29 protein-coding genes are annotated in these 26481 nt (G+C 61.1%); 22 read left to right on the top strand and 7 right to left on the bottom strand.

The window, feature by feature from the left end; all coding sequences use genetic code 11:
• Nucleotides 1-62: 62 nt before the first annotated feature.
• The 9 genes from PHI30_RS04960 to PHI30_RS04920 all read left to right on the top strand — a co-directional run bounded on the left by PHI30_RS04960 (nucleotide 63) and on the right by PHI30_RS04920 (nucleotide 7298).
• Nucleotides 63-362, top strand: a complete 300-nt coding sequence (locus PHI30_RS04960; RefSeq protein ID WP_300024677.1) for a helix-turn-helix transcriptional regulator — start codon at nucleotides 63-65, stop codon at nucleotides 360-362.
• The gene (locus PHI30_RS04955) at nucleotides 352-1179 is read left to right on the top strand and encodes an NAD(P)/FAD-dependent oxidoreductase (protein ID WP_300024674.1); all 828 of its coding nucleotides are present in this window, start codon (nucleotides 352-354) and stop codon (nucleotides 1177-1179) included. The genes PHI30_RS04960 and PHI30_RS04955 overlap by 11 nt, the downstream gene beginning before the upstream one ends.
• Nucleotides 1180-1198: 19 nt before the next feature.
• Nucleotides 1199-1516, top strand: a complete 318-nt coding sequence (trxA, locus tag PHI30_RS04950; RefSeq protein ID WP_300024671.1) for a thioredoxin — start codon at nucleotides 1199-1201, stop codon at nucleotides 1514-1516.
• A gap of 193 nt (nucleotides 1517-1709) precedes the next feature.
• Entirely contained in the window at nucleotides 1710-3461 is a 1752-nt protein-coding gene (locus tag PHI30_RS04945) for an ABC transporter ATP-binding protein (RefSeq protein WP_300024668.1), read from the top strand.
• Entirely contained in the window at nucleotides 3454-4251 is a 798-nt protein-coding gene (locus tag PHI30_RS04940) for a YlmH/Sll1252 family protein (protein WP_300024665.1), read from the top strand. Before PHI30_RS04945 ends, PHI30_RS04940 begins: the two co-directional genes overlap by 8 nt.
• 10 nt (nucleotides 4252-4261) lie before the next feature.
• Nucleotides 4262-4483 (top strand): DUF4177 domain-containing protein, encoded by a 222-nt coding sequence (locus PHI30_RS04935; RefSeq protein WP_300024663.1) that lies wholly within the window; start codon nucleotides 4262-4264, stop codon nucleotides 4481-4483.
• Between the two features lie 10 nt (nucleotides 4484-4493).
• Complete coding sequence (locus tag PHI30_RS04930) at nucleotides 4494-4703, top strand: DUF896 domain-containing protein (RefSeq protein ID WP_300024660.1); 210 nt, start codon at nucleotides 4494-4496, stop codon at nucleotides 4701-4703.
• A gap of 3 nt (nucleotides 4704-4706) precedes the next feature.
• Nucleotides 4707-5843 (top strand): 5-bromo-4-chloroindolyl phosphate hydrolysis family protein, encoded by a 1137-nt coding sequence (locus PHI30_RS04925; protein ID WP_300024657.1) that lies wholly within the window; start codon nucleotides 4707-4709, stop codon nucleotides 5841-5843.
• 15 nt (nucleotides 5844-5858) lie between these two features.
• A complete protein-coding gene (locus PHI30_RS04920; RefSeq protein ID WP_300024654.1) occupies nucleotides 5859-7298 on the top strand; it encodes an aminoacyl-histidine dipeptidase in 1440 nt (479 codons plus the stop codon).
• 39 nt (nucleotides 7299-7337) lie between these two features.
• Here the strand turns inward: PHI30_RS04920 and PHI30_RS04915 are convergent, their stop codons facing one another.
• On the bottom strand, nucleotides 7338-8255 hold the full coding sequence (locus PHI30_RS04915; RefSeq protein ID WP_300024651.1) for a CorA family divalent cation transporter: 918 nt from the start codon (nucleotides 8253-8255) through the stop codon (nucleotides 7338-7340).
• Nucleotides 8256-8293: 38 nt separating this feature from the next.
• Entirely contained in the window at nucleotides 8294-8899 is a 606-nt protein-coding gene (locus PHI30_RS04910) for an HdeD family acid-resistance protein (RefSeq protein WP_300024649.1), read from the bottom strand.
• Between the two features lie 180 nt (nucleotides 8900-9079).
• On the opposite strand from PHI30_RS04910, the gene malQ reads away from it, so the two are divergent.
• The 10 genes from malQ to PHI30_RS04860 all read left to right on the top strand — a co-directional run bounded on the left by malQ (nucleotide 9080) and on the right by PHI30_RS04860 (nucleotide 17277).
• On the top strand, nucleotides 9080-10555 hold the full coding sequence (gene malQ, locus PHI30_RS04905) for a 4-alpha-glucanotransferase (RefSeq protein ID WP_300024647.1): 1476 nt from the start codon (nucleotides 9080-9082) through the stop codon (nucleotides 10553-10555).
• A gap of 245 nt (nucleotides 10556-10800) precedes the next feature.
• Nucleotides 10801-11061 (top strand): TM1266 family iron-only hydrogenase system putative regulator, encoded by a 261-nt coding sequence (locus PHI30_RS04900; RefSeq protein ID WP_300024644.1) that lies wholly within the window; start codon nucleotides 10801-10803, stop codon nucleotides 11059-11061.
• Nucleotides 11062-11078: 17 nt separating this feature from the next.
• Complete coding sequence (locus PHI30_RS04895; RefSeq protein ID WP_300024641.1) at nucleotides 11079-12068, top strand: ABC transporter substrate-binding protein; 990 nt, start codon at nucleotides 11079-11081, stop codon at nucleotides 12066-12068.
• Nucleotides 12069-12129: 61 nt separating this feature from the next.
• The gene (locus PHI30_RS04890) at nucleotides 12130-12822 is read left to right on the top strand and encodes an ABC transporter permease (RefSeq protein WP_367186335.1); all 693 of its coding nucleotides are present in this window, start codon (nucleotides 12130-12132) and stop codon (nucleotides 12820-12822) included.
• Nucleotides 12822-13391, top strand: coding sequence for an ATP-binding cassette domain-containing protein (locus PHI30_RS04885; RefSeq protein WP_300024635.1), 570 nt, complete (start codon nucleotides 12822-12824; stop codon nucleotides 13389-13391). Before PHI30_RS04890 ends, PHI30_RS04885 begins: the two co-directional genes overlap by 1 nt.
• 60 nt (nucleotides 13392-13451) lie before the next feature.
• Nucleotides 13452-14585, top strand: a complete 1134-nt coding sequence (locus PHI30_RS04880; RefSeq protein ID WP_300024632.1) for a glycerate kinase — start codon at nucleotides 13452-13454, stop codon at nucleotides 14583-14585.
• Nucleotides 14566-14760, top strand: coding sequence for a hypothetical protein (locus PHI30_RS04875; RefSeq protein ID WP_300024630.1), 195 nt, complete (start codon nucleotides 14566-14568; stop codon nucleotides 14758-14760). Before PHI30_RS04880 ends, PHI30_RS04875 begins: the two co-directional genes overlap by 20 nt.
• A gap of 43 nt (nucleotides 14761-14803) precedes the next feature.
• A complete protein-coding gene (locus PHI30_RS04870; RefSeq protein ID WP_300024629.1) occupies nucleotides 14804-15643 on the top strand; it encodes a DegV family protein in 840 nt (279 codons plus the stop codon).
• Between the two features lie 328 nt (nucleotides 15644-15971).
• The gene (locus PHI30_RS04865; RefSeq protein ID WP_300024627.1) at nucleotides 15972-16718 is read left to right on the top strand and encodes an acyl-ACP thioesterase domain-containing protein; all 747 of its coding nucleotides are present in this window, start codon (nucleotides 15972-15974) and stop codon (nucleotides 16716-16718) included.
• 109 nt (nucleotides 16719-16827) lie between these two features.
• On the top strand, nucleotides 16828-17277 hold the full coding sequence (locus PHI30_RS04860) for a helix-turn-helix transcriptional regulator (RefSeq protein ID WP_300024625.1): 450 nt from the start codon (nucleotides 16828-16830) through the stop codon (nucleotides 17275-17277).
• Between the two features lie 79 nt (nucleotides 17278-17356).
• On the opposite strand, the gene PHI30_RS04855 is transcribed toward PHI30_RS04860, so the two are convergent.
• Entirely contained in the window at nucleotides 17357-18376 is a 1020-nt protein-coding gene (locus tag PHI30_RS04855; RefSeq protein WP_300024818.1) for an alpha-hydroxy-acid oxidizing protein, read from the bottom strand.
• Between the two features lie 212 nt (nucleotides 18377-18588).
• On the opposite strand from PHI30_RS04855, the gene PHI30_RS04850 reads away from it, so the two are divergent.
• Nucleotides 18589-19524, top strand: coding sequence for a DUF4349 domain-containing protein (locus tag PHI30_RS04850; RefSeq protein ID WP_300024622.1), 936 nt, complete (start codon nucleotides 18589-18591; stop codon nucleotides 19522-19524).
• Between the two features lie 80 nt (nucleotides 19525-19604).
• Here PHI30_RS04850 and PHI30_RS04845 read toward each other — a convergent pair whose 3' ends face one another.
• The 3 genes from PHI30_RS04845 to PHI30_RS04835 all read right to left on the bottom strand — a co-directional run bounded on the left by PHI30_RS04845 (nucleotide 19605) and on the right by PHI30_RS04835 (nucleotide 23011).
• Nucleotides 19605-20426 carry a putative RNA methyltransferase gene (locus PHI30_RS04845; protein ID WP_300024620.1) on the bottom strand — a complete coding sequence of 274 codons (822 nt, stop codon included), beginning with the start codon at nucleotides 20424-20426 and terminating at the stop codon, nucleotides 19605-19607.
• A complete protein-coding gene (locus tag PHI30_RS04840; protein WP_300024617.1) occupies nucleotides 20423-21811 on the bottom strand; it encodes an MATE family efflux transporter in 1389 nt (462 codons plus the stop codon). The genes PHI30_RS04845 and PHI30_RS04840 overlap by 4 nt, the downstream gene beginning before the upstream one ends.
• Nucleotides 21812-21877: 66 nt before the next feature.
• On the bottom strand, nucleotides 21878-23011 hold the full coding sequence (locus PHI30_RS04835) for a cysteine desulfurase family protein (RefSeq protein ID WP_300024614.1): 1134 nt from the start codon (nucleotides 23009-23011) through the stop codon (nucleotides 21878-21880).
• Nucleotides 23012-23118: 107 nt separating this feature from the next.
• Here PHI30_RS04835 and mtaB point away from each other — a divergent pair, with 107 nt between their 5' ends.
• Both mtaB and yfbR read left to right on the top strand, forming a co-directional pair.
• The gene (gene mtaB / locus PHI30_RS04830) at nucleotides 23119-24408 is read left to right on the top strand and encodes a tRNA (N(6)-L-threonylcarbamoyladenosine(37)-C(2))-methylthiotransferase MtaB (protein ID WP_300024612.1); all 1290 of its coding nucleotides are present in this window, start codon (nucleotides 23119-23121) and stop codon (nucleotides 24406-24408) included.
• A gap of 1 nt (nucleotide 24409) precedes the next feature.
• The gene (gene yfbR, locus PHI30_RS04825; protein WP_300024609.1) at nucleotides 24410-24985 is read left to right on the top strand and encodes a 5'-deoxynucleotidase; all 576 of its coding nucleotides are present in this window, start codon (nucleotides 24410-24412) and stop codon (nucleotides 24983-24985) included.
• A 49-nt stretch (nucleotides 24986-25034) separates the two neighbouring features.
• Here the strand turns inward: yfbR and PHI30_RS04820 are convergent, their stop codons facing one another.
• Nucleotides 25035-26285, bottom strand: coding sequence for a helix-turn-helix domain-containing protein (locus tag PHI30_RS04820; protein WP_300024607.1), 1251 nt, complete (start codon nucleotides 26283-26285; stop codon nucleotides 25035-25037).
• Nucleotides 26286-26481: the final 196 nt, after the last annotated feature.

The raw sequence follows: 26481 nt of genomic DNA, 5'->3' as shown, positions 1-26481 counted from the left end.
AAAAACAACTTTCATACTTAGAATATTATGATATTCTAATAAAAAACAGGATGGTGATATGCGTGGAAAAGTACATAGACTATGAGGAGCGGGCGGCCCTTTTAAAGGCGCTGGCGCATCCCGTTCGGCTGCGCATTGTGCATAGCCTGCTGACCGGCGGCTGTCACAACGTCGGCTGCATGGAAAAGAGCAGCGGGATGTCCCAGTCCTGTGTTTCTCAGCATTTGCAAAAACTGCGGGCGGCAGGCGTGGTGATGGCGGAGCGTTCCGGCAACGAGGTTTACTATCACGCCGCGTCCCGGGAAGTGGCGGCGCTGATGGCAGCGCTGTTTGAAGAGGAGACGGAGCAATATGTCCTATGAAGTGTTGGTGATCGGCGGCGGTCCGGCGGGACTTTCCGCAGCGCTGAATGTGCGCGCCAGAGGGTACGGTGTGCTGGTGGTATCCAATCCGCCGGAGGAGAGTCCGCTTTGGAAGGCGGAGCGGGTGGAGAACTATTTGGGTCTGCCCGGCGTCACGGGCGCGGAGCTGCTGCGCACCATGCACCGCCATGCAAAGGACGCGGGCGTGGAATTTTCCGCCGGAAAGGTGCTGAGCACCGTCCGAATGGGGGAAACCTGGTACGTGAGCATCGGCGCCGATATGGAAAACGCCCGGGCGCTGATTTTGGCCGGCGGCGTGGCGAGAGGAAAAAAATTCCCGGGCGAGGCCGAGTTTTTGGGTAAGGGCGTCAGCTACTGCGCCACCTGCGACGGGATGCTGTATCGCGGCAAGAAGGTGGCGGTGCTGGGCTACACGCAAACGGCCCGCCGTGAGGCGGAATTTCTGGAAGGCCTGGGCTGCGCCGTGACGTATTTCGACCGGCCCAAAACCTGCGCTATCAGCGGTGACAAGCAGGTGGAGCGCATCGTCTGCGACGGAAAGACGGCGGAGGTGGCAGGGGTATTTTTGCTTCGCCCTACCATGGCGCCCACGGACCTCTTTTCGGATTTGGCGGTGGAAAACGGCTATGTGGCGGTGGATCGGCGGATGGCCACCAATCTGCCCGGCGTGTTTGCGGCGGGGGACTGCACCGGCGGACTGTTACAGGTCTCCAAGGCGTCCGGAGAAGGATTGATTGCGGGACAAAGTGCCGCGGCCTATGTTGCGGCGCTTTTGAGAAAAGAAAAAAACAACTGACAGGAAGGAAGTATGGAATATGGCAATCAAACATTTTAAGACAGCGGAATTCGATCAGGAAGTAGAGGCGGCGACTCTTTCCATGGTGGATTTTTGGGCTGACTGGTGCGGTCCGTGCAAAATGCTCGCTCCGGTGGTGGAAGCCATCGCGGAGCAGTATGCGGGCAAGGCGCTGGTAGGCAAGGTGAATGTGGATGAAGAGCCGGACCTTGCCCGGCGATTCGGCGTGATGAGCATTCCTACCGTGGTGTTTTTGAAAAACGGGCAGGAATTTGACCGGAAGGTGGGCGTAATGCCCGAAGAAGCCTTTACCGCCGTTTTGGACAAGGAACTTTAAAAGAGGGCCGGTGGCGGACTGAGTCCCACGGCGCAATTGCCCCCTGTTACCGTTTGGGTAACAGGGGGCTTTTCGTGGGCGTCCGGCCCGTTTTAACGAGAATATAGAGAAGTCCCGCAGGCGGCTGCGTTGCGTTTTTTCAAAAAACGTGGTATGCTATTCTCTGTATTGATATCACACAAGGAGTACGGCTATGACGACCCGAGACTTTCAGAAAAAATCAACGCTTCAGATATTTCTCTCCTATTTTAAGCCGCATCGGCGGTTGTTTCTGCTGGACCTTTTCTGCGCGCTTTTGATCTCGCTCATCGATCTGGCGTTTCCCTATGTTTCCCGGTGGTGCATGTACGAGCTGCTGCCAAGAAGCGCCTACCAAACCTTTTTTGCCGTGATGGGGGTGGTGCTGGCGGCCTTCGCGCTGCGCGCGGCGCTGACCTATGTCATTTGCTACTGGGGCCATACCTTCGGCATTCTGGTGGAGGCGGACATCCGCCGGGACCTGTTTCGCCACATGCAGGAGCTGTCCTTCGATTATTTTGACCGCAACCGCACCGGCACATTGATGAGCCGCCTCACCGCCGACCTTTTTGACATCACGGAGCTGGCCCACCACGGACCGGAGGACATCTTCATCTCCGGCGTCACCATCGTGGGGGCGCTTGCCATCATGTTCACCATCCAGTGGCAGCTGGCGCTGGTGATCGCCATCATCCTGCCGGTCTTTTTTTGGGTGGTTGGGGTGTGCCGCCGGGATATGAGCGAGGCGTCCGCCCGGGTGAAGCAGCGGACGGCCCTCATCAACGCGGACATCGAATCCGGCCTTTCCGGCATCCGCACCGCCAAGGCCTTTGCCAACGAGGAAGCGGAGCTGCGCAAGTTCGAGACCTCCAACGACGGCTATAAGACCTCCAAGCGCCAGTTCCACAAGGCCATGGGCCGCTTCAACGCCGTGATGGAGTTTTTCCTGTGCATTCTTTCCGTGGCGGTGATCGCGGCCGGCGGCATCCTCATTATGGAGGGGAAAATGAACACGGTGGACCTCATCACCTTCAGCCTCTACATTACAACGTTCGTCAATCCCGTGCGCAAGCTCTCCACCTTTGCGGAGCTGTTTGCCAACGGCACCGCGGGCCTTGGCCGCTTCGTCCAGCTGATGCGGGAGGAGCCCGCCATGCAGGATGCCCCCGACGCCAAGATCCTTTCAAACGTTTCCGGGCGCATCGACGTGGACCATGTGGGCTTTGCCTATCAGGACGATCTGGCGGTGCTCCGCGATGTGGACCTCCACATCCGCTCGGGAGAAACGGTGGCCATCGTGGGCCCCTCCGGCGGCGGCAAGTCCACGCTGTGCCAGCTCATCCCCCGGTTTTACGACGTGACGGAGGGCGCCGTCCGGATCGACGGGGCCGACATCCGCTCCGTGACGCAGGAATCCCTGCGCCAGAACGTGGGCGTTGTGCAGCAGGACGTGTTTTTGTTTGCCGCCAGCATTCTGGAAAATATCCGCTACGGCAGACCCGGCGCCACGGAGGAAGAGGTGGCGCGCGCGGCAAAGCAGGCGGAAATTTACGAGGATATCGCGGCCATGCCCGACGGCTTTGAAACCTATGTGGGAGAGCGGGGGGCTCTGCTCTCCGGCGGACAAAAGCAGCGCATCTCCATTGCCCGCATCTTTTTGAAGGACCCGCCCATCCTGATTTTGGACGAGGCCACCTCCGCACTGGACAGCGTGACGGAGGCAAAGCTGCAAAAGACCTTTGAAAAGCTCTCCCGTGGCCGCACCACCCTCATCATCGCCCACCGCCTTTCCACCGTGCGCAATGCCGACCGCATCGCCGTGGTGGAGGAGGGGCGCATTGCGGAGCTGGGCAGCCACGAAGAGCTGATGGCGCGAAACGGGGCCTATGCCGCCCTGGTGCGCACACAGGAGCTGCGCCATGGATAAGACGAAGCTGCTGGACCGCATGGGCCTTGCCGGGGAGGAGCGGATGCTGCTGGCGGGAGTCTTGGACCGCGCGGAGCACGCCCGCAGCCGCGGCATCCCCGTCGCCACGGATTTTCTCAGTCCCAGTCAGCAGATGCAGGGCGTGGACCTTTTGCGTCTGGCGGGGATCGCGGAAACGGACTATGTGCTCCTTGGGGGGTACGAGGGCGCGGAGCGAAAGCTGTTCCTCTTTTTGCCGGACTGGCTGGAGGCGGAGGACGCCCCGTCCCAAAGCCCCATCCGCCTTCTGCGGGCAGCCTTCCGGGCGGAGTACGCCCTGACCCACCGGGATTTTCTGGGCAGTCTCATGGGTATGGGCATTGTCCGGGAGAAGGTGGGGGACATTTTGGTGGGAAGCGAGAGCGCGGACCTCATTGTGCTGGACACCGTGGCGGAATTTCTGCTGCAAAGCTGGAGCGGCGCAGGCCGGGCAAAGCTGACGCTCACGTCCCTTTCTCCGGACGAAATTCACATACCGGAGACAAAGTGCGAGGAGGTGCGGGACACCGTGTCCTCTCTGCGGCTGGACGCCGTGGCCGCCACGGGCTTCAAAACGGCCCGGGGCAAGGCGGCGGACCTTATCACCGGCGGAAGGGTGCAGGTGAACTGGCGGGATTGCAGCAAACCGGACAAGCTGCTCGCGGCGGGGGACACCGTCTCCGCCCGGGGACTTGGAAAATTTCAGCTGGCGGAGGTGGGCGGCGTCACAAAAAAGGGACGCACGTCCATCGTCGTGAAGCGGTATCTGTAAGGAGAGAGCCATGCTGGAGTACGCGTTTGAAACGGTGGATTGCACCGGAGGCGGCGGATACAGCCTTTTCGGCGGCATTGGTCTGGAGACCATAGACCACCGGGAGATCATTCAAAAGATGGCCGGCGAGGGTTGGCGGTATGCGGGCAGCATTCCGCGGACGCAGCGGGCCGGCGGATTCATCGAGACATTGGATTTGGTGTTCGAGCGGGAGTGCCCGGACATCCCTTAAGGAGGAGCGCATGGAACAAAAGCGGATCGACCGGATCAACGAGCTGGCCAGAAAGGCCAAAAGTCCCGAGGGATTGACGGAGGCGGAGACCATGGAGCGCGCCGCGCTGCGGCGGGAGTATGTGGACTCCGTGCTGGGCAGTTTGCAGGGCCAGCTGGACAATACCTATCTGGTGGACGAGAAGGGAAATCGAAAAAAGCTCAAAAAGAAGGGGGAGTAAGCCATGGCGGAGCGGCAGAAACAGAATACCGACTGGGGCTCCTGGGTCTTTATCATCTTCATGCTATGGGTATTTTGGCCCGTGGGACTGTTTCTGCTTTTTTCCAAGCTGTTTGGAAACGACCGGAAAAAGAACACAGCCAAGGCAGGCGCGGCACCCGCCCCGGAGCGGTCAAACCGGGCGCGGGCAGCGGTGGGGTCCGTGACAAAGTCCCCGGTGGCGAAAAAATCCACCGCAGGCTGGCTGAAAGTGGTGGGCGCTGCGGTGGCGGCCATGGGCATCCTGGCAGTGGGCGACCCGTTTTCCGCTATGCTTGCCTCGCCAAATGACATCTCCTTCTGGCTGGAGGACCTCATCACGGCGCTGGCGCTGATGGTGGGCGGCGGCGCCATGCTTTGCAGCGGCATGTCCATGGACCGGGGCCTGCGGCGCTTCGCCAAGTATTTGGCGGTGCTGGGGGACCGGGGGGCCATGTCCGTGGAGGAGCTGGCTCGGACGCTGGGGTATTCGCCTCAGCGGGTGGAAAAAGACCTTCAGAAGATGATCGACAAGGGGTACTTTGGCGGCAGAGCTTTTTTAAATGTGGAGCTGGGCCGCTTCTTCCGCAGCGACAAAGCCTATGAAGAGGTAAAGCGCCGGCAGCAGGAGGAGGCCCCAGAGGCCCCGGAGGCCCCGGAGGAGACGGAGACGGGGTATTCCGGCATTCTGCGCAATATCCGCCGGGCAAACGACCGTATCGCAGACCCGGCGCTCTCCGCCAAGATCGACCGTCTGGAGGAGATCACCGCCCGCATTTTTAAGGCGGTGGAGGAGGACCCCAACAAGCGGGGGCGGATCGACACCTTTTTGAACTACTACCTGCCCACCACGCAAAAGCTGCTGGACTCCTATGTGGAATTCGAGTCTGCCGGCGTGGAGGGTGAGAATCTGCGGCAGGCCAAAAGCCGAATCGAGGCCACGATGGACGCCATCGTCAAGGGCTTCGAGCACCAGCTGGACGAGCTTTATCAGGCGGAGGTCCTGGATGTGGACAGCGATATCCGGGTGATGGAGACCATGCTCCGGCGGGACACCGCCAGCGCGGCGGAGGATTTCGGTTTGGGCGGCGCGGCGGTGCAAACCGCGCCGGAAGAACATTGAAAGGGGAAAAATTTCATGGCAGCTTTGGAGCATCTGGAACCGGGCGGCGTGTTCCACTTTTTTGAGCAGCTTTGCGCCATCCCTCACGGCTCCCGCAACACGAAGACCATCAGTGACTGGTGCGTGGACTTTGCCCGGGAGCGGGGCCTCGCGTATTGGCAGGATAGCGCGAACAACGTCATGATCATCAAGGCGGCGTCCCCGGGGTATGAAAACGCCCCGGCCCTGATTTTGCAGGGACATCTGGATATGGTGTGCGAAAAGGAGCCGGGATGTCCCAAGGATATGGACCGGGAGGGACTGGACCTTTCAGTGGAGGGCGACAGTGTGTGTGCCGTGGGTACCACGCTGGGCGGGGACGACGGCATTGCCGTCGCCATGGCGCTGGCGGTGCTGGACGACGACGCACTGCCCCATCCCCGGCTGGAGGTGGTGCTGACCACGGAGGAAGAGATCGGGATGCTGGGAGCCACCGCGCTGGACGCTTCGCCCCTGCAAGGGCGGCAGATGGTGAATCTGGACTCCGAGGAGGAGGGCGTGTTCACGGTGGGCTGCGCCGGAGGCAGCATGGTCCGCTGCACGTTGCCCCTTGTGCGGGAAGCCTTTGACGGCGCGCGGCTCGCGGTGCGCATCGGCGGCCTCACCGGCGGACACTCCGGCACGGAGATAAATAAGGGCCGCGCCAATGCGGACATGCTGCTGGGCCGCCTTTTGCGGGCCATCGCCGCCAAGACGCAGCTGCGCCTTGCGCGTGCCGCGGGCGGCTTGAAGGACAATGCCATTCCCACCGCGGCGGAGGCGGTGGTGGCGGTGGCGGACGCCAAGGCGGCGAAGGAAGCCGCTAAAGCCATGGCGGAGACGCTCCGGCGGGAATATGCCCTGACGGACCCGGGCCTTACGGTGATGGTGGAAGCTTCCGACGCCGGGGAGACGCCCCTTTGCGCGGCTTCTACCCAGCGTGCGCTGTGCCTTTTGACCTGTGCGCCAAACGGCGTGCAGGCGTACAGTCAGGACGTGCCGGACCTGGTGCAGACGTCCTTGAATCTGGGCGTTTTGGAAAGCGGACCCGAGGCGCTTTCCGCCACCTTCTGCGTGCGCAGCGCCGTCTCCACGCAAAAGGAAATGCTCCACGACCGTCTGCGCTGCCTGACGGAACAGCTGGGCGGCCGGGTGGAGATCTCCGGGGATTATCCCGCTTGGGAATACCGCCGGGATTCCGTTTTGCGTGCGCGGATGACGGATATCTTCCGCGCCCAGTACGGCCGTGAGCCGAAAATCGAGGTCATTCACGCCGGCGTGGAGTGCGGCATCCTCTGCGGCAAGCTGCCGGGGCTGGACTGCGTGTCCATCGGACCGGACCTCACCGAGATCCATACGCCCCGGGAGAAAATGAGCATCTCCTCCGTGCAGCGGGTCTGGGCATTTTTGCTGGAAGTGCTGAAAGAATCCAAATAAAAAGCGAGACCCCCATCCAAGCGGATGGGGGTCTCTTGTTTACAACAACTTTTTGTGTTTAAAATAGAGAATCTCGATCACCACGATCAGCAAACTCACCGCGATCACAGACAGATAGCCATATTGCCAGTGCAGCGCGAACATGCCGCCAAAATTCATGCCGTACCAGCCCACGATGAGTGTCAGGGGCATAAAAATTGTGGTCACCACGGTGAGCAGCGTGATGATGCGGTTTTGCTGCGCCTCCAGCTGGGACTGATAGAGCATCCGCAGCTGCGTGAGATATTCCCGCAGGGCCTCTACCTGCGCGTGCAGCCACTGGGTGCGGTTGGAAAAAAGATGCCACGCCGTCCGCTCCGGCTCCGTGAGAAGCCGACTGAGATTGGCTTGCATGCTCTCTCCCATGCCGGTCAGCTGCTCATAATAGCCGTGCAGGGCGGCCAGACGCTTGCGGTAGTCAAGGAAGGTCTCCAAAAAGAGGCTTTGGCTTTTTTGCAGCAAAGCATCCTCCATCCCCGAAAGCTGCGCTTCCACCGCAAGCAATTGCTCCACATCGTCGGCAATCAGCGTGTCGAAAAGGCGCAGCAAAAACTGCTGTAAGGTGCAGCTGCCATAGGCGGTGCGGCAGAGCTTTTCCAAAAGCTCCGAAAGCCGCCCTTCCGGACCGACCAGAAAGAGGCGTCGGGGCTGCATGTAAAAACCGAAGGAGATGGGCTCGCTTTTCTCGGCGGTTTCCGCCGGGACCTTCATCGTGCCCTGCATACTCTCTCGCAGGGTCTCGATTTTACAGCAGACCACCGGGGACATGCTGCGCAGGAGGTTTCGCTTGTAGGGCAAAACCTCCTCCAGCGCGCAAAAGGATTCCAGACTGAGCAAGCGGATCTCGCAGTCCCCACCGTCTCCGGCAGGGGAGGGGCCCAGCTCGCCGGTGTCCTGATTCAAAAAATACTGTTTCATGGTTTGTGGTGTTCCAACCGCGGATGCGCTCCGCCGCCTTATTCCTCCGTGTCTCGAAATTCCACATCCACCGCGTTTTTCTCCGCGTCGGTGAACTGCTCCGCCTGCCTGACCGCCCGACTCACCTGCGTCGTGATCCAGAGGTCGCTGACGCCGTCATAAATCAAAAACGCACCGATGAGCCGGACCACCGTGGTGAAGGCGTCGAAAGGATCAAAAATCAGCACGGCGCCCAGCGCCAGAGACACCAACGCCAGAATCAGCGCCGTTCGGTGGCGGGCGGACCCGGCCTTGCGCAGGGCATTGGCGTCGGAAAGGTTCCCCGCGCCGTGGATGCAGATCAAAACGCCGATGATGCGGGGGATGATGACGGCGATCAGCGTGGGACGGGCCATCAGCCAAATGCCCACCGCCGCCAAAATCACACCCAGAATCAAATGTCCCGCGGCATAGAGACTTCCGTCCCGCTGACGCAGAAAGACAAAAAGGTCCCCCAGACCGCACGCTAACAGCACCAATCCCAGCGCCGTGCACAAAAGGCGGGTGGAGGGAGCGGGCCAAAGCAGCAGCACCAGCCCCAAAAGCGCATACAGTGTGGAGGAGATCAGCGCGTCCGCTTTTACGCGCTTGAAAAAGCTGCTCATCGTAACACCTGATTTCCTTTAAGATGTATGTAGTATACGCTTTTTTCCGAAATTTGTGAAGAGGGGGAAAAACTTTGTCGAAAAGCCTTCCGCCAAAGCGGGCAGACGCGGACGTAACTTGACACCTGCGCCTTGGGCACCTACAATAGAAGGAAACTGGAAGAAGGGCTGGGGTGTGCTATGGAACGTTCCGCCGGTATTTTGCTGCCGATTTTTTCATTGCCGTCGCCTTACGGCATCGGGTCTCTGGGCGCGGAGGCCCGGGCATTCGTAAAGTTCCTGTCCGACGCGGGCCAGCGCTGGTGGCAGGTTTTGCCGGTGGGTCCGGCGGGGGCGGGAAACTCCCCCTATACCAGCGCGTCGACCTTCGCCGGGAATCCGCTTTTTGTCGATCTGGAATCGCTGGCGGAGCGGGGACTGCTCTCGGTGGCGGACCTTGCTGCATCCCGGATGCCGCAGGGCGGACTTTTGGATTACCCGGCGGTGGAAAAGAGCCACGGCGCACTGCTGCGCAAGGCCTTTGCGCAGATCGATGAAAGGGAGGCGGAAAGGGTCCGCGCTTTTGAAAGCAAGACGCCGTGGCTGCGGGAATACGCCCTCTACCAGTCGGCGAAGGACCACTTTGGCGGCGCGCCCTGGTACGACTGGCCGGATCTGGCGCTGCGGGGACATGAGAGCGCCGCGGTGGAGCGCTGGCGAGAGGAGCTCAAGTGCGAAATTGCCTTTCACAGCTGGGTCCAATGCTGCTTTTTTGACCAGTGGGCCGCCTTGAAGCGCCATGCCAACGAGCGGGGCGTAAAGATCATCGGAGACCTGCCCATCTACGTGTCGCTGGACTCTGCGGACGTGTGGAGCGAGCGGGGGCAGTTCCTGCTGGACGGGGACGGGAAACCCGCCGCAGTGGCGGGCGTGCCGCCGGACTACTTTTCTGAGGAGGGGCAGCTGTGGGGCAATCCGCTCTACGACTGGCCCGCCCAGAAACGGGACGGCTTTGGCTGGTGGATTCGGCGAGTGGAGGGTGTTTCCTGCCTGTTCGACGCCGTCCGGCTGGACCACTTCCGGGCATTTGAAAGCTACTGGGCGATTCCGGCCCGGGCCAAAAGCGCCAAGGAGGGCACGTGGGAAAAGGGTCCGGGCATGGACCTTTTGAGCGTACTCACCGCATGGTTTCCGCAAATCACCTATATTGCCGAGGATTTGGGCCTGCTGACCGACGCGGTGCACGCACTGCGCCGCGCTGCGCTCCTGCCGGGGATGAAGGTGCTGGAGTTCGCCTTCTCGGGACCGGATAACGCCTATCTTCCCCATAACTATGGGCCACATTGCGTGTGCTATACCGGCACCCACGACAACGATACCGCCGTGGGCTGGTATACCGGAGCTACCGAGGCGGAGCAGGCCTACGCGCGGGCGTATCTGGGCGTGGGGGACGACGCTCGCGACGTGGCGCAGGCACTTTTGCGCTGCGGCAGTGGCAGCGTGGCGGAGCTGTTTGTGGCCCAGATGCAGGATTATCTGGGCCTTGGCACGGCGGCGCGGATCAATGTGCCCGGCGTTGCAAACGGCAACTGGCGGTGGCGAATGGAACCGGGGGCGACCTCGCCGGCGCTGGCAAGGCAGATGCGGGACCTCACCCACACCTTCGGCCGGTGCTGAGGAAAGCGCCATCCCCGCCTTCTTGACGGGAGAGAAAAAGCAGAGTATACTTGCCTCGTCCCCGGAAAGTGCTTCTGACCGGAGGACCCGCTGCCTTCATATGTCGTTCTGCCGGTGAGGAAAGCTCCAAACCGAAAGACGGGGAAAACGCGGCACGGACTTCCGTGCGGCATTTGGTGCATCCATCCCCTCTGCGAAACGGCAGAGGGGATGTTATTTTTTCGCTGAGAAAGGGGGAAAACTGTATGGAGACGCGGGTGGCCGTGCTGGCCATCATTGTGCGTAGGGACGACTCTGTCGCCGCGCTGAACGACCTGCTGCACCAATACGGCAGGTACATCATCGGCCGAATGGGTGTGCCGTATCGGGAGCGGGGCGTGAATATCATCAGTGTTGCCATGGACGCGCCGGGGGATGCCATCTCCGCGCTGTCCGGAAAAATCGGACGTCTGCCGGGCATCACGGCGAAAACCGTGTACGCGCCGGAGGACGCCCTCAGAGAGTGAAAGAGAGGAACTGCAATATGAATCTATGGAAAAAAGGCCTTGCGCTGTGCCTGAGCGCGGCGCTGATACTGTCGCTGACCGCCTGCGGAAAACAGGCGGAAACACCTGCCCCGCCGGTGGAGGAGGACGTCACCGTCCGCATCGGGGCATTGAAGGGTCCCACCGCCATGGGCCTTGTGAATCTGGAAGAGAGCGAGGCTGGGGCAGAGCGCTATGATCTGCACATTGCCGCCAGCGCCGACGAGCTGACCCCGGCACTCATCAAGGGCGAACTGGACGTGGCCTGCTTGCCGGCAAACCTCGCCTCCGTGCTCTACAACAAGACCGAGGGGCAGATCGTGACCATTGGCATCAACACGCTGGGCGTCCTTTATATCGTGGAAAACGGCAACGCCGTGCAGTCCATAAAGGACCTGAGGGGCACCACCATCGCGGCGTCCGGCAAGGGGTCCACGCCGGAGTACGCCCTGCAGTATCTGCTTAAGCAAAACGGTCTGGACCCGGACACGGACGTGATCATCGACTGGAAGAGCGAGCACAGCGAGTGCGTGGCGGCGCTGGCGTCCGGGGCCGCGACCATCGCCCTGCTGCCCCAGCCCTTTGTCACCGTGGCACAGGGGAAGATCGAAAATCTGCGGGTGGCGCTGGACCTTACCAAAGAGTGGGACGCGCTGGAAAATGGCTCCGCCCTGCTCACCGGCGTGGTGGTGGCCCGGAAGGACTTTGTGGAAACGCATCCCGCCGCGGTGGAGACGCTTTTGCAGGATTACGCCGCCTCCGTGGACTGGGTGAACGCAAACACTGCCGACGCCGCCGTGAAGATTGGCGAGATGGGCATTGTGGACGCCGCCGTGGCGGAAAAGGCACTGCCTGCGTGCAATATTGTCTGCATTACCGGCAGCGAGATGAAGGAGAAGCTGTCGGGCTATCTGGAGGTGCTTTATGACGCAGCGGCGGAATCCGTGGGCGGCAAGCTGCCCGGCGACGACTTCTACTACGGCGCGTAAAAAAAACGCCCTGCGGCCTTGGGCGGTGGGCGTGTGGCTGCTGGTGTGGCAGGGGGCGAGCATGGCGTTTCGTGCCGCGCTCCCCCACGGAGGGCTGCTGCTGCCGTCCCCGCTCTCGGCGCTAAGCCGGCTTTTTGAGCTGGCGGGCACCGCCGCCTTCTGGCAGGCGGTGGGTAATTCCACGGCGCATATTTTCGGCGGCTTTCTGCTCTCCTGCGCACTGGCGGTGGTGCTGGCGGCTGCGGCTGCCCGGCTGCCCGCCGTCCGGGAGCTACTCTATCCGCTGGTGGCGGCGGTCAAGGCGGTGCCGGTGGTGTCCTTCGTCATTTTGGCGCTGGTGTGGCTTGACAGCCATACGCTGCCGCTGTTCATTTCCGCCCTGATGGTATTCCCCCCGGTTTACCTCAACGTGCTCTCGGGGATCGACGGGGCGGACCGGAGCCTTCTGGAGATGGCGGCGGTCTTTCACGTGCCCCTCTGGCGGCGACTGCGGGGTATTTGGCTGCCCGCGGTGCTGCCTTATTTCCGCTCCGCCGTGTCGCTGTCGCTGGGCCTTTGCTGGAAGGCCGGCGCGGCGGCGGAGGTCATCGGCCTGCCCGCCGGAACCATCGGCGAGCGGCTGTACACCGCCAAGGTGTATTTCCAAACGCCAGACCTCTTCGCGTGGACCGCTGTCATTGTGGCGGTGTCCGTGGTGTTTGAGAAGCTGTTTTTGCGGGCGGTGGATACGCTTGCGGGAAAGGCGGGCAGATGATGGAAGTGCGCGTAGAGAACCTTTGCAAGGCCTATGGCGGAAAAACCGTGCTGGATCACCTCTCCTTCACGGTGGAGCGCGGCGTCACCTGCGTGATGGCGCCCTCGGGAAGTGGGAAAACAACGCTGCTGCGCCTTTTGCTGGGCCTCGAGACGCCGGACAGCGGGCGGGTGATCGTGCCGGAGGGACTGCGCTGGGCGGCTGTTTTTCAGGAGGACCGTCTTTTGGAGCACCTGGACGCGCTGGGCAATCTGCGCTTTGTGCTGGGCGCGGCGCTGGAGGAATCGCAGGCCCGTCAAATGTTGAAGGAGCTGGGCCTTGGCGACGCAGGCGGGAAACCGGTCCGGGCGTACTCCGGCGGCATGAAGCGCCGTCTGGCGCTTTGCCGGGCGTTGCTGGCCCCCTCCGACGCGCTGGCGCTGGACGAACCGTTTACCGGGCTGGATGGGGAAAACCGCTCCCGCGCCATGGAGAGCATCCGCCGCCGCAGCGCGGGGAAGATAGTGATACTGGTGACTCATGAGGCGGCGTCCGCCGCCGCGCTGGAAGCCAAAATTCTGCGGTTGTAAAAGCGATACGCTCTGTGGTACACTGACCACAGAGTGTATTTTTTTGTGGGGAGGGGTTCTATGAAAAAGGTGGTTTTGGTCCCGGATTCCTTTAAGGGCACCATGTCCTCGGCGCAGGTTTGCGATGCCATGGCGGAAGGGATTCACGCCGTGTTTCCGGCGGCGGAGGTGATTTCCCTGCCGGTGGCGGACGGCGGCGAGGGCAGCGCGGAAGCATTTTTGACGGCCCTTGGCGGCGCGCGCGTTTCCCTGCGGGTCACCGGGCCGGAGGGCGCGGCGTTGGAGAGCTTTTACGCCCTGCTGCCCGACGGGACGGCGGTGGTGGAGATGGCGGCGGCGGCGGGGCTTCCCCAGGTGCTTGGACAAAAGGACCCGGAGCGGACCACCACCTTCGGCGTGGGAGAGCTGCTGCGCCACGCGGCGCACCACGGCGCAAAGCGGGCGGTGATGTGCCTTGGCGGCAGCGCCACCAACGATGGCGGCTGCGGCGCGGCGGCGGCGTGCGGCGTCCGGTTTCTGGACAGGGCGGGAAACCCCTTCGTTCCCGTGGGCGGGACGCTGGGGGATATTTCCGCCGTGGATATCGCCTCAATGGACCCGGCGGTGCGGGACCTTCCCATCGTCACCATGTGCGATATCGATAACCCGCTTTGCGGCGCGGCGGGCGCGGCGGCGGTGTTTGGTCCCCAGAAGGGGGCGGACGCGGCCATGGTGCGGCGGCTGGACGGGGGCCTTGCCCATTTGGCGTCCATTGTGCGCCGGGACCTTGGCACGGAGGTGGAGACGCTGCCCGGCGCGGGCGCGGCAGGCGGCATGGGCGCGGGCATGGCGGCCTTTTTCCGCAGTACGCTCCGTCCCGGCATCGAAACGGTGCTGGATACCGTCCGCTTTGCGGAGGTGGCATCGGGCGCGGATCTGATTTTGACCGGGGAGGGAAAGCTGGATGGCCAGAGCCTTCGGGGCAAGGTGATCTCCGGCGTGGCCCGGCGGGCGGGGGGCGTACCCGTGGTGGCCGTGGTGGGCGATGTGGGAGAGGGCGCGGAGGCGGTTTACGATCTGGGTGTGACGGCTGTTTTTTCCATCAACCGGGTGGCGCTGCCCTATGAGCTTTCCCGGCTGCGCGCCCGGCGCGACCTGTGCTCCACCGTGGAGGATATGATGCGCTTTTTGAAAATTGGAGGATTCCCTCGCTGAGGACTGGAATTTTGAGAAGAGCTATGGTACAATAGCCGAAAAAGCAAGGATGCGTCTTTTCACCCTTTTTCTCACCGCCGTTGACGGCAGATGGAAAAGGAAGGCGGATTCCATACCCATTGGGAGAAGATGGAACCGGCACGATGCCCTTGCAGAAAAAGCCGCGCTGAAATAACCGGCGGAGACGGCTTTGGTCCCATAACGGAAGGAGAACCTGCATGATTCATATTACCACGGACAGTACCTGCGACTTGCCCGCGTGGCTGCTAAAGCAGCACCATATCACGGTGATCCCCCTCGGCATCGTCAAGGCGGGGAAGCTCTATCGCGACGGTGTGGACATCCATCCCGCGGACATCGCCGCCCATGTGGATGCCGGCGGCGACATCACCACCACCAACGCCGTCAACATTGCGGACTACGAAACGCTGTTTCGCGCCGAAATGCAAGTTTGCGACGCGGTGATCCATCTGAATATCGGGATGGGCTTTTCCAGCTGCCATCAAAACGCACGGCTTGCCGCCCAGGAGGTCCCGGGAGTCTACGTGGTGGATACCGGCAACCTCTCCGTGGGGCACGGGCTGCTGGTGCTGACTGCGGCGGAGGCGGCGGAGAGCGGGAAATCCGTGAGTGAAATCCTGGATCTGGTGGAACAGACGGCTGCCAAAGTGGAGATGAGCTTCGTGCTGGACCGGCTGGACTACATGAAAAAGGGCGGGAGATGCTCCACCGTGACGGCCTTGGGCGCGAATCTTCTTAAGCTGCACCCCTGCGTGGAGGTTATTGACGCCAAGATGTCCGTGACAAGGAAATTCCGCGGCTCCATGGAGAAGGTGGCCGTGGACTATCTGCGGGAGCGGCTGACCGACCGGACGGACATTGACCGCAGGCGCTGCATTCTGGTGGACAGCTGCGCCGACGATTCACTCGCCGCCATCGCCCGGGAGACTCTCCAAGCGGAGGGCGGGTTTGAAGAGGTGCTGGAGACCAAGGCGGGCTGCACCATCTTTTGCCACTGCGGCGGCAACACGCTGGGCATTGTGTTTTTGCGGAAATAAAAATGGGACTGGCCTTAGGCCAGTCCACAGCATGTCGTAAAAGTCTTTTCGACACGCTGTGCAAGTTTTTGAAACCCGTGAAAAGTATCAAAAACTTATGATTGAAAACGAAAGACACCCTTCCTGGGTTTCTTTCGTAACTATCTTCCTTCCCGTTTTTTGGGATTTTAGGGGTTATCGACAGACTGGGGGCTGGCCTTAGGCCAGTCCTTTTCTTTGTAAATGACCGGGCGTCGGCGGCGGGCGCAAAAGTCCACCGGCCCACCTTGTGAAAAAAGAGAAAATATGGTATACTATCTGGTAAATCTCACAGAAGGGGCATCAAAGCGTGAAGGATTTTAAACAGTGTTTGACGGAAAACAGCTATTTTCGGCAGGAGGAGCTGGTGTTTGCCGATTGTGACCGCAATCAGCGGGCGCGCGTTGCGGCGCTTTTGAGCAAGGTGGGGGCGTATGCGGGATATGACTACGACGCCCGGGGCCTGACCCATGACTATTTGTACACGCTGGGGGAGATTTTTCTCCTCTCCCGCGTTGCCCTGCGCATGCACAGGTGTCCCTGCGCCGGGGAGGTGCTGGACATCACGACGTGGGAAAACGGGACCCGGGGCGCCCATATGCAGCGGGTGTTTGAGATGGCCGATCAAACCGGCGCCGTGTGCGTGAGCGCAAAGAGCGATTGGATTCTGGTGGACCCTAAGACCCGGAAAATCCTGCGTCCCGCGTCCTTCACGGCAAAATCTCTGACGGTGTGCCCCAAGGAAATCGACTGCCCGGAGCCTCGAAAGCTTTTCCTGCCCCAAGAGGGGGCGGAGGAGCTGGGCTTTCGCCCCGTCCGGTGGTCCGATCTGGACGGAAACGGGCATCTGTACAGCGGCAGATACGGCGACATCGTGTGGGACGCGCTGCCCGACGCGCTGCAAGAGCAGACGCCCCGGGAGTTCTATATCAATTACAGCAAGGAAGCGACGCTGGGAGAGCAGCTGCGGCTTCTGGGGCGGCGCGAGGGGGCGGAATACCGCATGGAGGGCCTTGGAAACGACGGCACGTGCTTTTCCGCGCTGTGCGTATTTTGAGCGGTGAGGGCGGAAAGAAAACGTGCGAAAATGTTAAATCGAATGGATGGACTCCCGCTTTATGGATTGCTATACTGATTCTGTACTTTTTACAAGGGGGGTAGTGTTGATGAATTTGGGAAACAGCTTATGTAACGCAAGAAAAAAGAGCGGACTCTCGCAGGAAGAAGTTGCCGAGAAATTAGGCGTCAGCAGACAAACCATTTCAAAATGGGAAACGGATGAAACGGCTCCTGATATACACCAATCCCAAAAGCTTGCTCTTTTGTATCACCTCACGTTGGATGAACTGGTTGCATTTGATGTGGAATTAAAAAGAATCGAGCAAGCCATTGAAAACACAAGCGAAGAAGTACAAAAAAGAGTGAATTGGACAACGGTTTGGAGTAAAAAATATCCGATTTTATCCACCTATCAAAAGGAAGTAGCGATAAACAAGTATGCCGTTGAACTGAAAAAACTGCTCAATGATCTAAAGCGGGACTACGGTTACAGCGATGTGGATGCCTGTCTGGTGCTAAAGGATATTTTAGCCCATGTTTGGAATGAAAAGGGCTGATGGTTAGAGAATAAGAACAAGTAAGGGCATCACCGCTTTTTGAAAGCGGTGATGCCCTGTAAACATCTTTTCTATGTACTTAGAATCCGTAGAGCATGGAGCGCTTGATCTCCGATAGCGTGTGGGCACCGCACATGGCCATGGTGTCGGCCAATTCGCTCTTCAGCTTTTCCACCAGCACCTTCACGCCCTCCGCGCCGCCGCCGTAAACCATGTTCACGAAGGGACGGCCGATCAAAACCGCGTCGGCTCCCAGTGCCAGCGCCTTGAAAACGTCCATACCGGTGCGGATGCCGCCGTCCACCAGAACGGTCATCCGACCGCCCACGGCGTCCACAATGGCGGGCAGGACATCCGCCGTGGCGGGGCACTGGTCCAGCACGCGGCCGCCGTGGTTGGAGACCACAATGCCGCTGGCCCCGGCTTCCAGCGCCTTTTTCGCGCCCTGCACCGTCATGATGCCCTTGAGCAGGAAGGGCTTTTCCGCCCACTCCACGATCTGGCGCAGCTCGTCCACGGTTTTGCTGCCGGCGGGCGGCGTCATGTTTTTCAGGAAGGGCAGGCCCGCCGCGTCGATATCCATGGCGATGGCAAAGGGATCGGCGGTTTTCACAAGCTCCAGCTTCTCCCGCACAGCCTCCATGTTCCACGGCTTGACGGTGGGAACGCCGCAGCCGCCGGACCGTTTCAGCGCCCCGACGGCCCCCTCCATCACGGCGGGATTGGTGCCGTCGCCGGTGAAGGCGGCAATGCCGGCGTCCGCGCAGGCGGGGACCAGAATGTCGTTGTATTGAAGATCGCTCAGCTTGTCGCCGTAGTGCAGCGTCAGTGCGCCCACAGGCGCGACAAACACCGGCAGCGCCGCCTTCTGACCAAACAGCGTGAACGAGGTGTCCACAATCTTGTTTTCACAGATGGTGTCCATGTTGACGCACAGCTCCTGCCACTTTTGATAGTTGCGAATAAAGCCGGTCCCGATCCCCTTGGCGCCGGGGCCGGGAACCGTGTTGCGGCAGGCAAGGCCGTTGCATACCGGGCAAGATTTACAATAGGGGCCCATACAGGTACGGGCATTTTCCAGAATTTCCTGATAGGTCATCATCGTTTCCCTCCGAAAAGTTAAATTTCGATCCGCTTATGGCGGATTGGGTCTGTTTCATTGTAGCGCACTCCGGAAAAAAAGGCAAGGTACGTAAAACGCTTTCCCCGTTCAATGTGGAAAAAAGAGGGAACTATTTGAAAGCGTCTCCGTCTAAAAGAGCAAAAGCCGGGCAGTGGCGCGACACAACCACAGAAAGGGAGGCTGGAAGGATGAAAAAGAAATGGCTTGCGGGGGGACTGGCGGCGCTGATGCTGCTGGGATTGACGGCCTGCGGCAGCAAAAGCAGCATGTCTGGGATGAGTATGATGACCAGCGACACTGCCGCCGCGGAGGCGCCTGCCGAACCCAATGGGGCGGAGTACGGCGGGGGCGTTGCATACGAGGAATCTCAGGCGGGGACGGACCGCGCCGGGGAGCAAAAGCTAATCCGCCGGGCGGAGCTGGAGCTGGAGACCACCGCCTTCGACGAGGCCGTGCAGGGCCTCTCGGATCTGACGAAGCAGCTGGGCGGCTACTATGAGTCCGGCAGCGTGGGCGACCGGGGCAGCAACTACCGCTGGGCGAACTATGTGGTCCGGGTGCCGGCGGAGCGGTACGAGGACTTTTTGAATCAGGCGGGGGCGCTTTGCCACGAAATTTGGCGCAGCACCAGTCAGGAGGACGTGAGTGAAGCCTATTACGATACCGCCGGACGGCTCAAGACACAGCAGATCAAGCTGGAGCGCTTGCAGGAGCTTTTGAAGCGGGCAGAGAAGATGGAGGATATCATCACCATCGAATCCGCCGTCTCGGAGACGGAGCAGGCCATCGACGACCTCTCCGGCACCCTCCAGCATTACGACGCGCAGGTGGACTACGCCACGGTGAACATTTCCCTCAGTGAAGTATATCAGCTTTCCAACGTACCCCAGGCTCCCACCAGCTTTGCAAGCCGCATGGCGGCCTCCTTTACAGACGGCTGGCGGGCGTTCGTCTCCGGACTGGAGTCTCTCGCGGTGGGCATCGCGTATGGCTGGATGTATCTGCTGGTGCTGGCAGGGGTGATCGCGGTGACGGTGCGGGTGGTGCGCCGGCGGAAGCTGCACCTGCCCGGCATCTTCCACCGCCATGGCAAGGGCCCGGAGGACGGCGCGCCGAAGCCCTGACCGGCTTGGAAGCCAACGCTGCGCGAGAAAAGAGAATCAAAAAGCACACCCACTTTCCAAAGGAAGCGGGTGTGCTTTTTTCAATCCCTGTGAAAAACGTGGATGCGGAAGGAGATGCGGCACTTAAGCGTGTCCAGCGCCAAAAGGCGCTCCGCCCCTGCCTTGGGGGTTTTCCAGTAATAGGGTGTCATCTGGAACAGGGCGTGGATGTCCGACTGGGTGGCCAGCGTGACGGTTTCCTCCACCGGAATCACCGCCTCGTAGGTAAATCCCTCGTAAGGCGTCTCCTTCTCCTCGTTGGGATAGGGCTTCTCGTAAAGCACCTGCTTGAGCTCCCACAGGTGATCCGCCGCCGGAACCACATAAAAGAACGTGCCGCCCGGGCGCAGGACCCGGCGAAACTCCTCCAGCGCCAGCGGGGAAAAGCAGTTGAGCAGCAAGTCCACGCTGCCGTCGGCAAGCGGCAGATGGTAGGATGAGGCCACGGCAAATTCGATGGCCCGCTCCCGCCGGGCGGCGTAGCGCAGGATGGACTTGGAGATGTCGATGCCCGCCATCCGGGGCGCCTTTCCCGCGGCACAAAGCGCCTGATAGACGCCCGCGGTATAGTACCCCTCGCCGCAGCCGGTGTCCAAAATCACCGGGGAATCCCCGGAATGCGACAAAAAACAGCTACAAAGCGTATGCAAAAGCGGTTCATAATACCCTTTGGAGAGAAATTCCCGCCGGGCAGCGGCCATGCCCTTGTCGTCGCCCGGGGCGGCGGAGTGCTTTTGGTTGGGCGGCAGAAGGTAGGTGTAGCCCTCCTTCGCGATGTCGAAGCTGTGCCCATCGGCGCAGCGGTAGACGCCCGCTTCCCGGCAAAGCGGCTCCTTGCAGACGGGGCAGCGGAAAAGACTCATGCGTCATGCCCCCGTGTCACGTCGTTGATCCACTTGCCCTTGTTGATGCGCCACATGCAAAGGGGGACCTTCACGATCGATTCCACCTGAATGGCGATGCAGATGGGCCAGTACCCGGTTTTCAAAACCAGCGCGGCCAGCGCCGTCAGCGGCAGGCACAAAAGCCACTGGGGACCAAGGTCCAGCGCGGTGCCCCAGGCCACGTCCCCGCCGGCGCGCAAAACGCCAGTGACGGAGGAGATGGCGTAGGCGTGAAGCGGGATGGCGGCAAAGCCCGTTACAGCCAGCGCGGTGGCAATGGCGGCGGATTCCCCGAAGAGCTTGAACAGGGGGAAGATCACCGGCACAAAGACCAGCGGCACCAGTAAAAGGGAGACAATCGCCACGCCGCCGCCCACCAGAACGCCGAAATGCAGCAGTGCGCGGCTCAGGTCCGTCACCTGCGCGTGGCTCTTGCCCTCTCCGATGGCTTTGCCCACGATCACCGCCGTGGCGGCGCCAAGGCCAAAGCACACCACCAAAAACAATCGGCTGAGATTTCCCATCACGGCGTTGGCGGCCAGCATTGCAACGGAGTTTTCCGTGTAGCCCAAAATCACCGTCAGCAGGGAGTTGCCAAGGCCCCAGGCGGCCTCGTTGAGGACCACGGGGGAGGCGTATTTCACAAAGCGGCGCGCCATGTCCGTGCCGGGGCGGAAAAAGCAGGCAAGGTCCAGCGGGACGGTCTTGCTGCGAAGGGCGCACACCACGCAGATCAAAAACTCGCACACCCGGGCGAGGAGCGTGGCAATGGCCGCACCACCAACGCCCATGGCGGGAAAGCCGCCGTGGCCGAAGATCAAAAGATAGTTCAGCCCCGTGTTCAAAAGCGTGGAAAAGCCGAAGAGCTTCATGCCGAAGGAGGCGTTCTCCACGCTGCGCTGCACGCTCACATAGGCGGAAGAGAGCATGTTGAACACGTAGGAAAAGCCGATTACCCGCAGATAGGGCGCGCCCAGCAGGGAAAGAGCGTGTTTGTTGGAAAGAAGGTCCATCACGGAAACCGGAAAGAGAAAGAACACCACCGCCAGCACCACCGTGATGACGGTGCCCAAAAAGGACGCCACGCCCAGAGCGCGGCTGATGCTTTTGGTGTCTCCCTTGCCCCAGTATTGGCTTGCCAGAATCCCCAGCCCGCTCTGCACGCCGAAAACGATGCTGATGAGCAAAAACACCGGCACATTGGCGGTGGTGACGGCGGCCATCTCCTGATTGCCCAGCTGACTGACCATGAAGGTGTCGATGAGGCCCAGAGAAAAGGTGATGAGATTTTGCAGGATCATGGGCAGGGAGAGCTTCCAGAGCCGTTTATAAAAGCCGGGCTCCCGGCGCAGCGTTTGCAGCATAAAAAACCTCGTTGTCTTTCGTGTAAAATGGGAGTGCCGGGACCTGCGCGAAAAAGCCCCTGAAGATTACAGCATGGGCAGGCGCGTGTCGTGATGGCGGCGCAGCGCGGCGGCGCAGGCGTCGATGTCCGCTTGGGTGGTCTCCGGGCCAAAGCTCAGGCGAATGACGCCTCCGGCGGTCCGCTTGGGCAGCTTTAATGCCGCCACCACGTGACTGGGCTTGCCCTGATGACAGGCGGAACCGGCGGAAATGCAGATCCCCTGTTCGGAGAGGTCGTTGACGATGTTCTGGCTGGGCCAGCCCACCAGAGAGACCGCCAGAATGTGGGGGGCAGTGCCGCTGCCAATGATGGTAAGATCGTCAATGGCACAGAGCTGCTCCACGGCGTAGGCCTTGATGGCCGCCATGTGGGCGAGCTTTTGGGCAAGATTTTCCGTGCGCAGCTCCACGGCCTTGGCAAAGCCCGCGATCTGGGCGGTGGCCTCCGTGCCGGAGCGGAGACCGCCCTCCTGCCCGCCACCGGGCAGCAGGGGGCGGGGATTGCGCACCCGGGGACTGATATACAAAGCGCCAATGCCCTTGGGCCCGCCGATTTTGTGGGCCGAGACGGTGACAAAATCCGCGCCCAGCGCCCGGGCGGAGCAGTTTACCTTCAAAAAGCCCTGCACCGCGTCGGTGTGGAGGAGCGTTTTTGGGTTTTTCTCCTGAAGTCCACGGGCAATCTCCGAGACGGGGTAGACGCTGCCCAGCTCGTTATTCACCAGCATCACGCTCACAAGCGCCGTGTCCGGCCGGACGGCGCTTAAAATCTTCTCTGCGGAAATCCCGCCGTCTGCCTCCGGCGATACATAGCTGACCTCACAGCCCTGCTTTTCCATCCACGCGCACGCCTGCCCCACGGCGCTGTGCTCTACCGCCGTGGTGACGACGTGGCGGCCCAAATGCCGGTTTTGCCACAGGGCGGCCTGAATCGCCCAGTTGTCGCCCTCCGTGCCGCAGGAGGTGAAATGGAGCTGCCCCGGCGGGCAGTCCAAAGCCCTTGCCACCGTCTCGCGCCACACGGAAACCTGATTTTTCATGTGAAGCCCCATGGCGTACTGGGCGCTGGGGTTTCCAAATTGTTCCGTCAAAACGGCGTACATAGCGTCCGCCACCGCCCGGGGGACCGGGGTGGTGGCGGCATGATCCAGATAAATCATATCGATAACTCCTTTGGTTGGGTCTTGCTGAATGGAGAAATTCCAAGTATAATCAAACATATACGGTTTATTATATAGAGGATTTGCAAAAAGCGCAAGGAGAAACCATGAAAGTTGCAATTTACACCCTTGGATGCAAGGTGAATCAATATGAGACCCAGGCCATGGAGCAATCGCTTCGCGCCCGGGGCCATCAGGTGGTGGACTTCACGGCGGAGGCGGACGCCTACGTGGTGAATACGTGTTCCGTCACGGCGGTGAGCGACCAGAAATCCCGCCAGACCATCCACCGGGTGAAAAAACAGCACCCCCACGCCGTGGTGGCCGTGTGCGGCTGCTATCCCCAGACCCATGCGGAGGATGTGCGGGCGCTGGAGGTGGATTTGATCGCCGGGACCGGCGACCGGGAGGGCTTTGTAAGCCTTCTGGAGCAAACTGCCGCGGAAAAGCGCCGCATCGAGGCCATCGACCGCCCCTTTGAGCGCCGGGCGTTCGAGGTGCTGCCCGCCGGGGGCCTTTCGGAGCGGACCCGGGCCATGCTGAAGGTGGAGGACGGCTGCGTCAATTTCTGCTCCTACTGCATCATTCCCTACGCCCGGGGGCCGGTGCGCTCCGCCCCGCTTCAAACGGCGGCGGCGCAGGCCGCCGCGCTGGAGGCGGAGGGCTACCGGGAGATCGTGCTCACCGGCATCGAGATTTCCTCCTGGGGCCGGGACCTTGCAGGGGAGGAGACCCTCATCGACTTGCTGGAGGCCGTCTGCGCCGCCGCGCCGCGTCTGCGGGTCCGGCTGGGCAGTCTGGAGCCCCGCACGATTACGGAGGAGTTCTGCCGCCGCGCCGCCGCCCTTCCGAATCTCTGCCCCCAGTTCCATCTGTCCCTGCAAAGCGGGTGCGACGCTACCCTCCGTCGGATGAACCGCAAGTACGATACCGCCCGATACGGGCGCTCGGTGGACCTGCTCAATGAGTTTTTCCACCATCCCGCCATCACAACGGACCTCATCACCGGCTTTCCGGAGGAGACGGAGGAGGAGTTTGCCCAGACGCTGGAATTTCTTTTCCGCTGCGGCTTTGCCCAGATGCACATTTTCCCCTACTCCATCCGCCCCGGCACGCCCGCCGCGGCGATGCAGCAGGTCCCCAAGGCAGTGAAGGAGGACCGTGCCCGCCGGGCGGCGGCGGTGGCGGACGCACTGCACCGGGTGTATCTTGCCGATTGCGTGGGGGAGGTTTGCGCCGTGCTCTTCGAGCAGCCGCGAAGCGGCCGCTTTGTGGGTCACGCCCCCAATTACATGGAGGTGGCGGTGGTGGGCGAGGGGCTTCACAATGTGGTGAAGTCCGTCCGCATCACGGGAAGCAACGGACATCTCCTGCTGGGAGAACTTTTGGAGGACTGATATGAAAAGCCACTTTTTTGCCTATATTTCCCGCATGCGGTTCATTCAGCGCTGGTCGCTGATGCGCAACACGGCGCCGGAAAACGTGCAGGAGCACAGCCACCAGACGGCGGTATTGGCCCACGCTCTGGCGGTGATCCGCAACGAAAAATTCGGCGGGCAGGTGGACCCCGGGGCAGTAGCTGTGGCGGCGCTGTATCACGACGCGTCGGAAATCCTCACCGGCGACATGCCCACCCCCATCAAGTACGATAACCCCGCCATTCGCAGCGCCTACAAGGAGGTGGAGGCGGTGGCGGAGCGAAAGCTCACGGAGCTGCTGCCAAAGGAACTGCGAGAGGTGTACCGCCCCATCCTCACCATGCAGGACGCCGAGATCGCCGGTCTTGTGAAGGCGGCGGACAAGCTCTCCGCCTATATCAAGTGCGTGGAGGAGCTGAAGGCGGGAAACACGGAGTTTCGGGAGGCCGCTGTCCAGACCCGGCGGGCGCTGGAGAGCTACGGCCTGCCGGAGGTGGATTATTTTTTGAGTACCTTCATGGACAGCTTTTCCCTGACGCTGGACGAATTGAAATAAGCGCAAAACGCCGCCCGATGCTTATGCATCAGGCGGCGTTTTCTATGCGCTAGGAGAAGGTCCAGTGGGCCGCATCCCGGTCCAACGCCGAGCTGTCCGGCCAGGTGAGGGCACCGTCTTGCAAAATGTAGGGAATGTCGTTATAGACCGCGTCCCGGCCATACGTGTCCGTCACCACGGCGGCAAAGCAGATGGAATCCGTACCGGTGAGGGTGACGTCGGTTTGCGCCAGTCGAAAAAATTGCTCAGCCGGGGGGAAGTCCCCGTGGATGCTCCCCGGCTGGGCGCAGGGCTCCAGCCACCGCAGGAGGGTCTGGTTTTGAAAAAGGCCCACCCGCACCGTGGCAAGCTCTGCTTGGCCCAGCGCCTCGTTGACGGCGGCGGTGGAAGCGGCGTTTCCGACACTGAGAAAAAGCTCCGGCAGCGTCACCCGGCCGGTTTCATCCGCCTTCAGGTCCAGCAGATGCCCGTAACTGAGCACCTCCGCCTCCGGCAGCGTGGCGGCGCGCAGCCCTTCAAAGCTCTCCAGCAGCTGGGTTTGTCGGGTGCCGTCCGGGGAAAGGAAAACGATGTAGAGAGAGATTTGGTCCGCAAGGCGCGTCGTCACCGTTCCGGAAAAGGTCTGGTCCACGGCTTCGTACGGCCCGAAGGTCTCCCTTGCGCCGCCGCTTTCCACTTCCAGACTGGCCTGCAGCCCCGCCACAAAGACCTTTGGGATGGCGCGGAAGGAGAAGGTCACCTGATCCTGCGCCAAATTCGCGCCGGTGACGGATGTTTCATAGTCGGCGGTGAGATTGTTTTGCGCCTTGAGTACCGCTTCCACCCGGTCGGAAATGCCGCTGATTTGGTGGTCCACGCTGTGCTCCACCCGGGAAATTTCGTTTTGCAATGTCTCGTTTTGCATTCGCAGCAGGTCAAATTCCTCAAACAGGTTGGACACCGCGAAAAACAGCACGAGTCCCGCCAGCACAAGGGGCCATTTCCGGCGCTTTTTCGGCGCGGGCTGGGCGGCAAGATATCGCTCGACGATCTCCTCCACCATTTTCAGCTGGATTTGTGTCAGCTCGTCGGCACCTTCCGGGGCGGTGCTTGGGGGAACTTCTTCCTCCACGCCCAGCAGCCACCCAACGGACACGCAAAACAGGCGGCTGAGAGTGATCAGTTTTTCAATTTCCGGCAGGGCGGCGTCAGACTCCCATTTGTAAATAGATTGGCGGGAGACGCCCAGATGGTCGCCAAGGGCTTCCTGAGAAAGCCCCTGCTCCCTGCGCTTTTGCGCAATGCGCCCTCCAACAGTCATGGCAGGACCTCCTTTTTAGAGCAGTATAGCAGAAGAAGGGGAGGGAGCGCCACCAACTTCCGGGTAAAATGGCTCAACTCCAAAGTTTGTTGATGAAAAGGTCTGTGCTATACTGGTACAGGTGATTGTAAATGGTAAATGGATTCACAGACATGATAGCTGGTTCCCTCAATCTGAAAGAACCGTGGTATGTTGA

It is taken from the genome of Oscillibacter sp., assembly GCF_028693505.1.
In the GTDB taxonomy this organism is placed as follows: domain Bacteria; phylum Bacillota; class Clostridia; order Oscillospirales; family Oscillospiraceae; genus Oscillibacter.
This window is presented reverse-complemented; position numbering and strand designations above follow the sequence as displayed.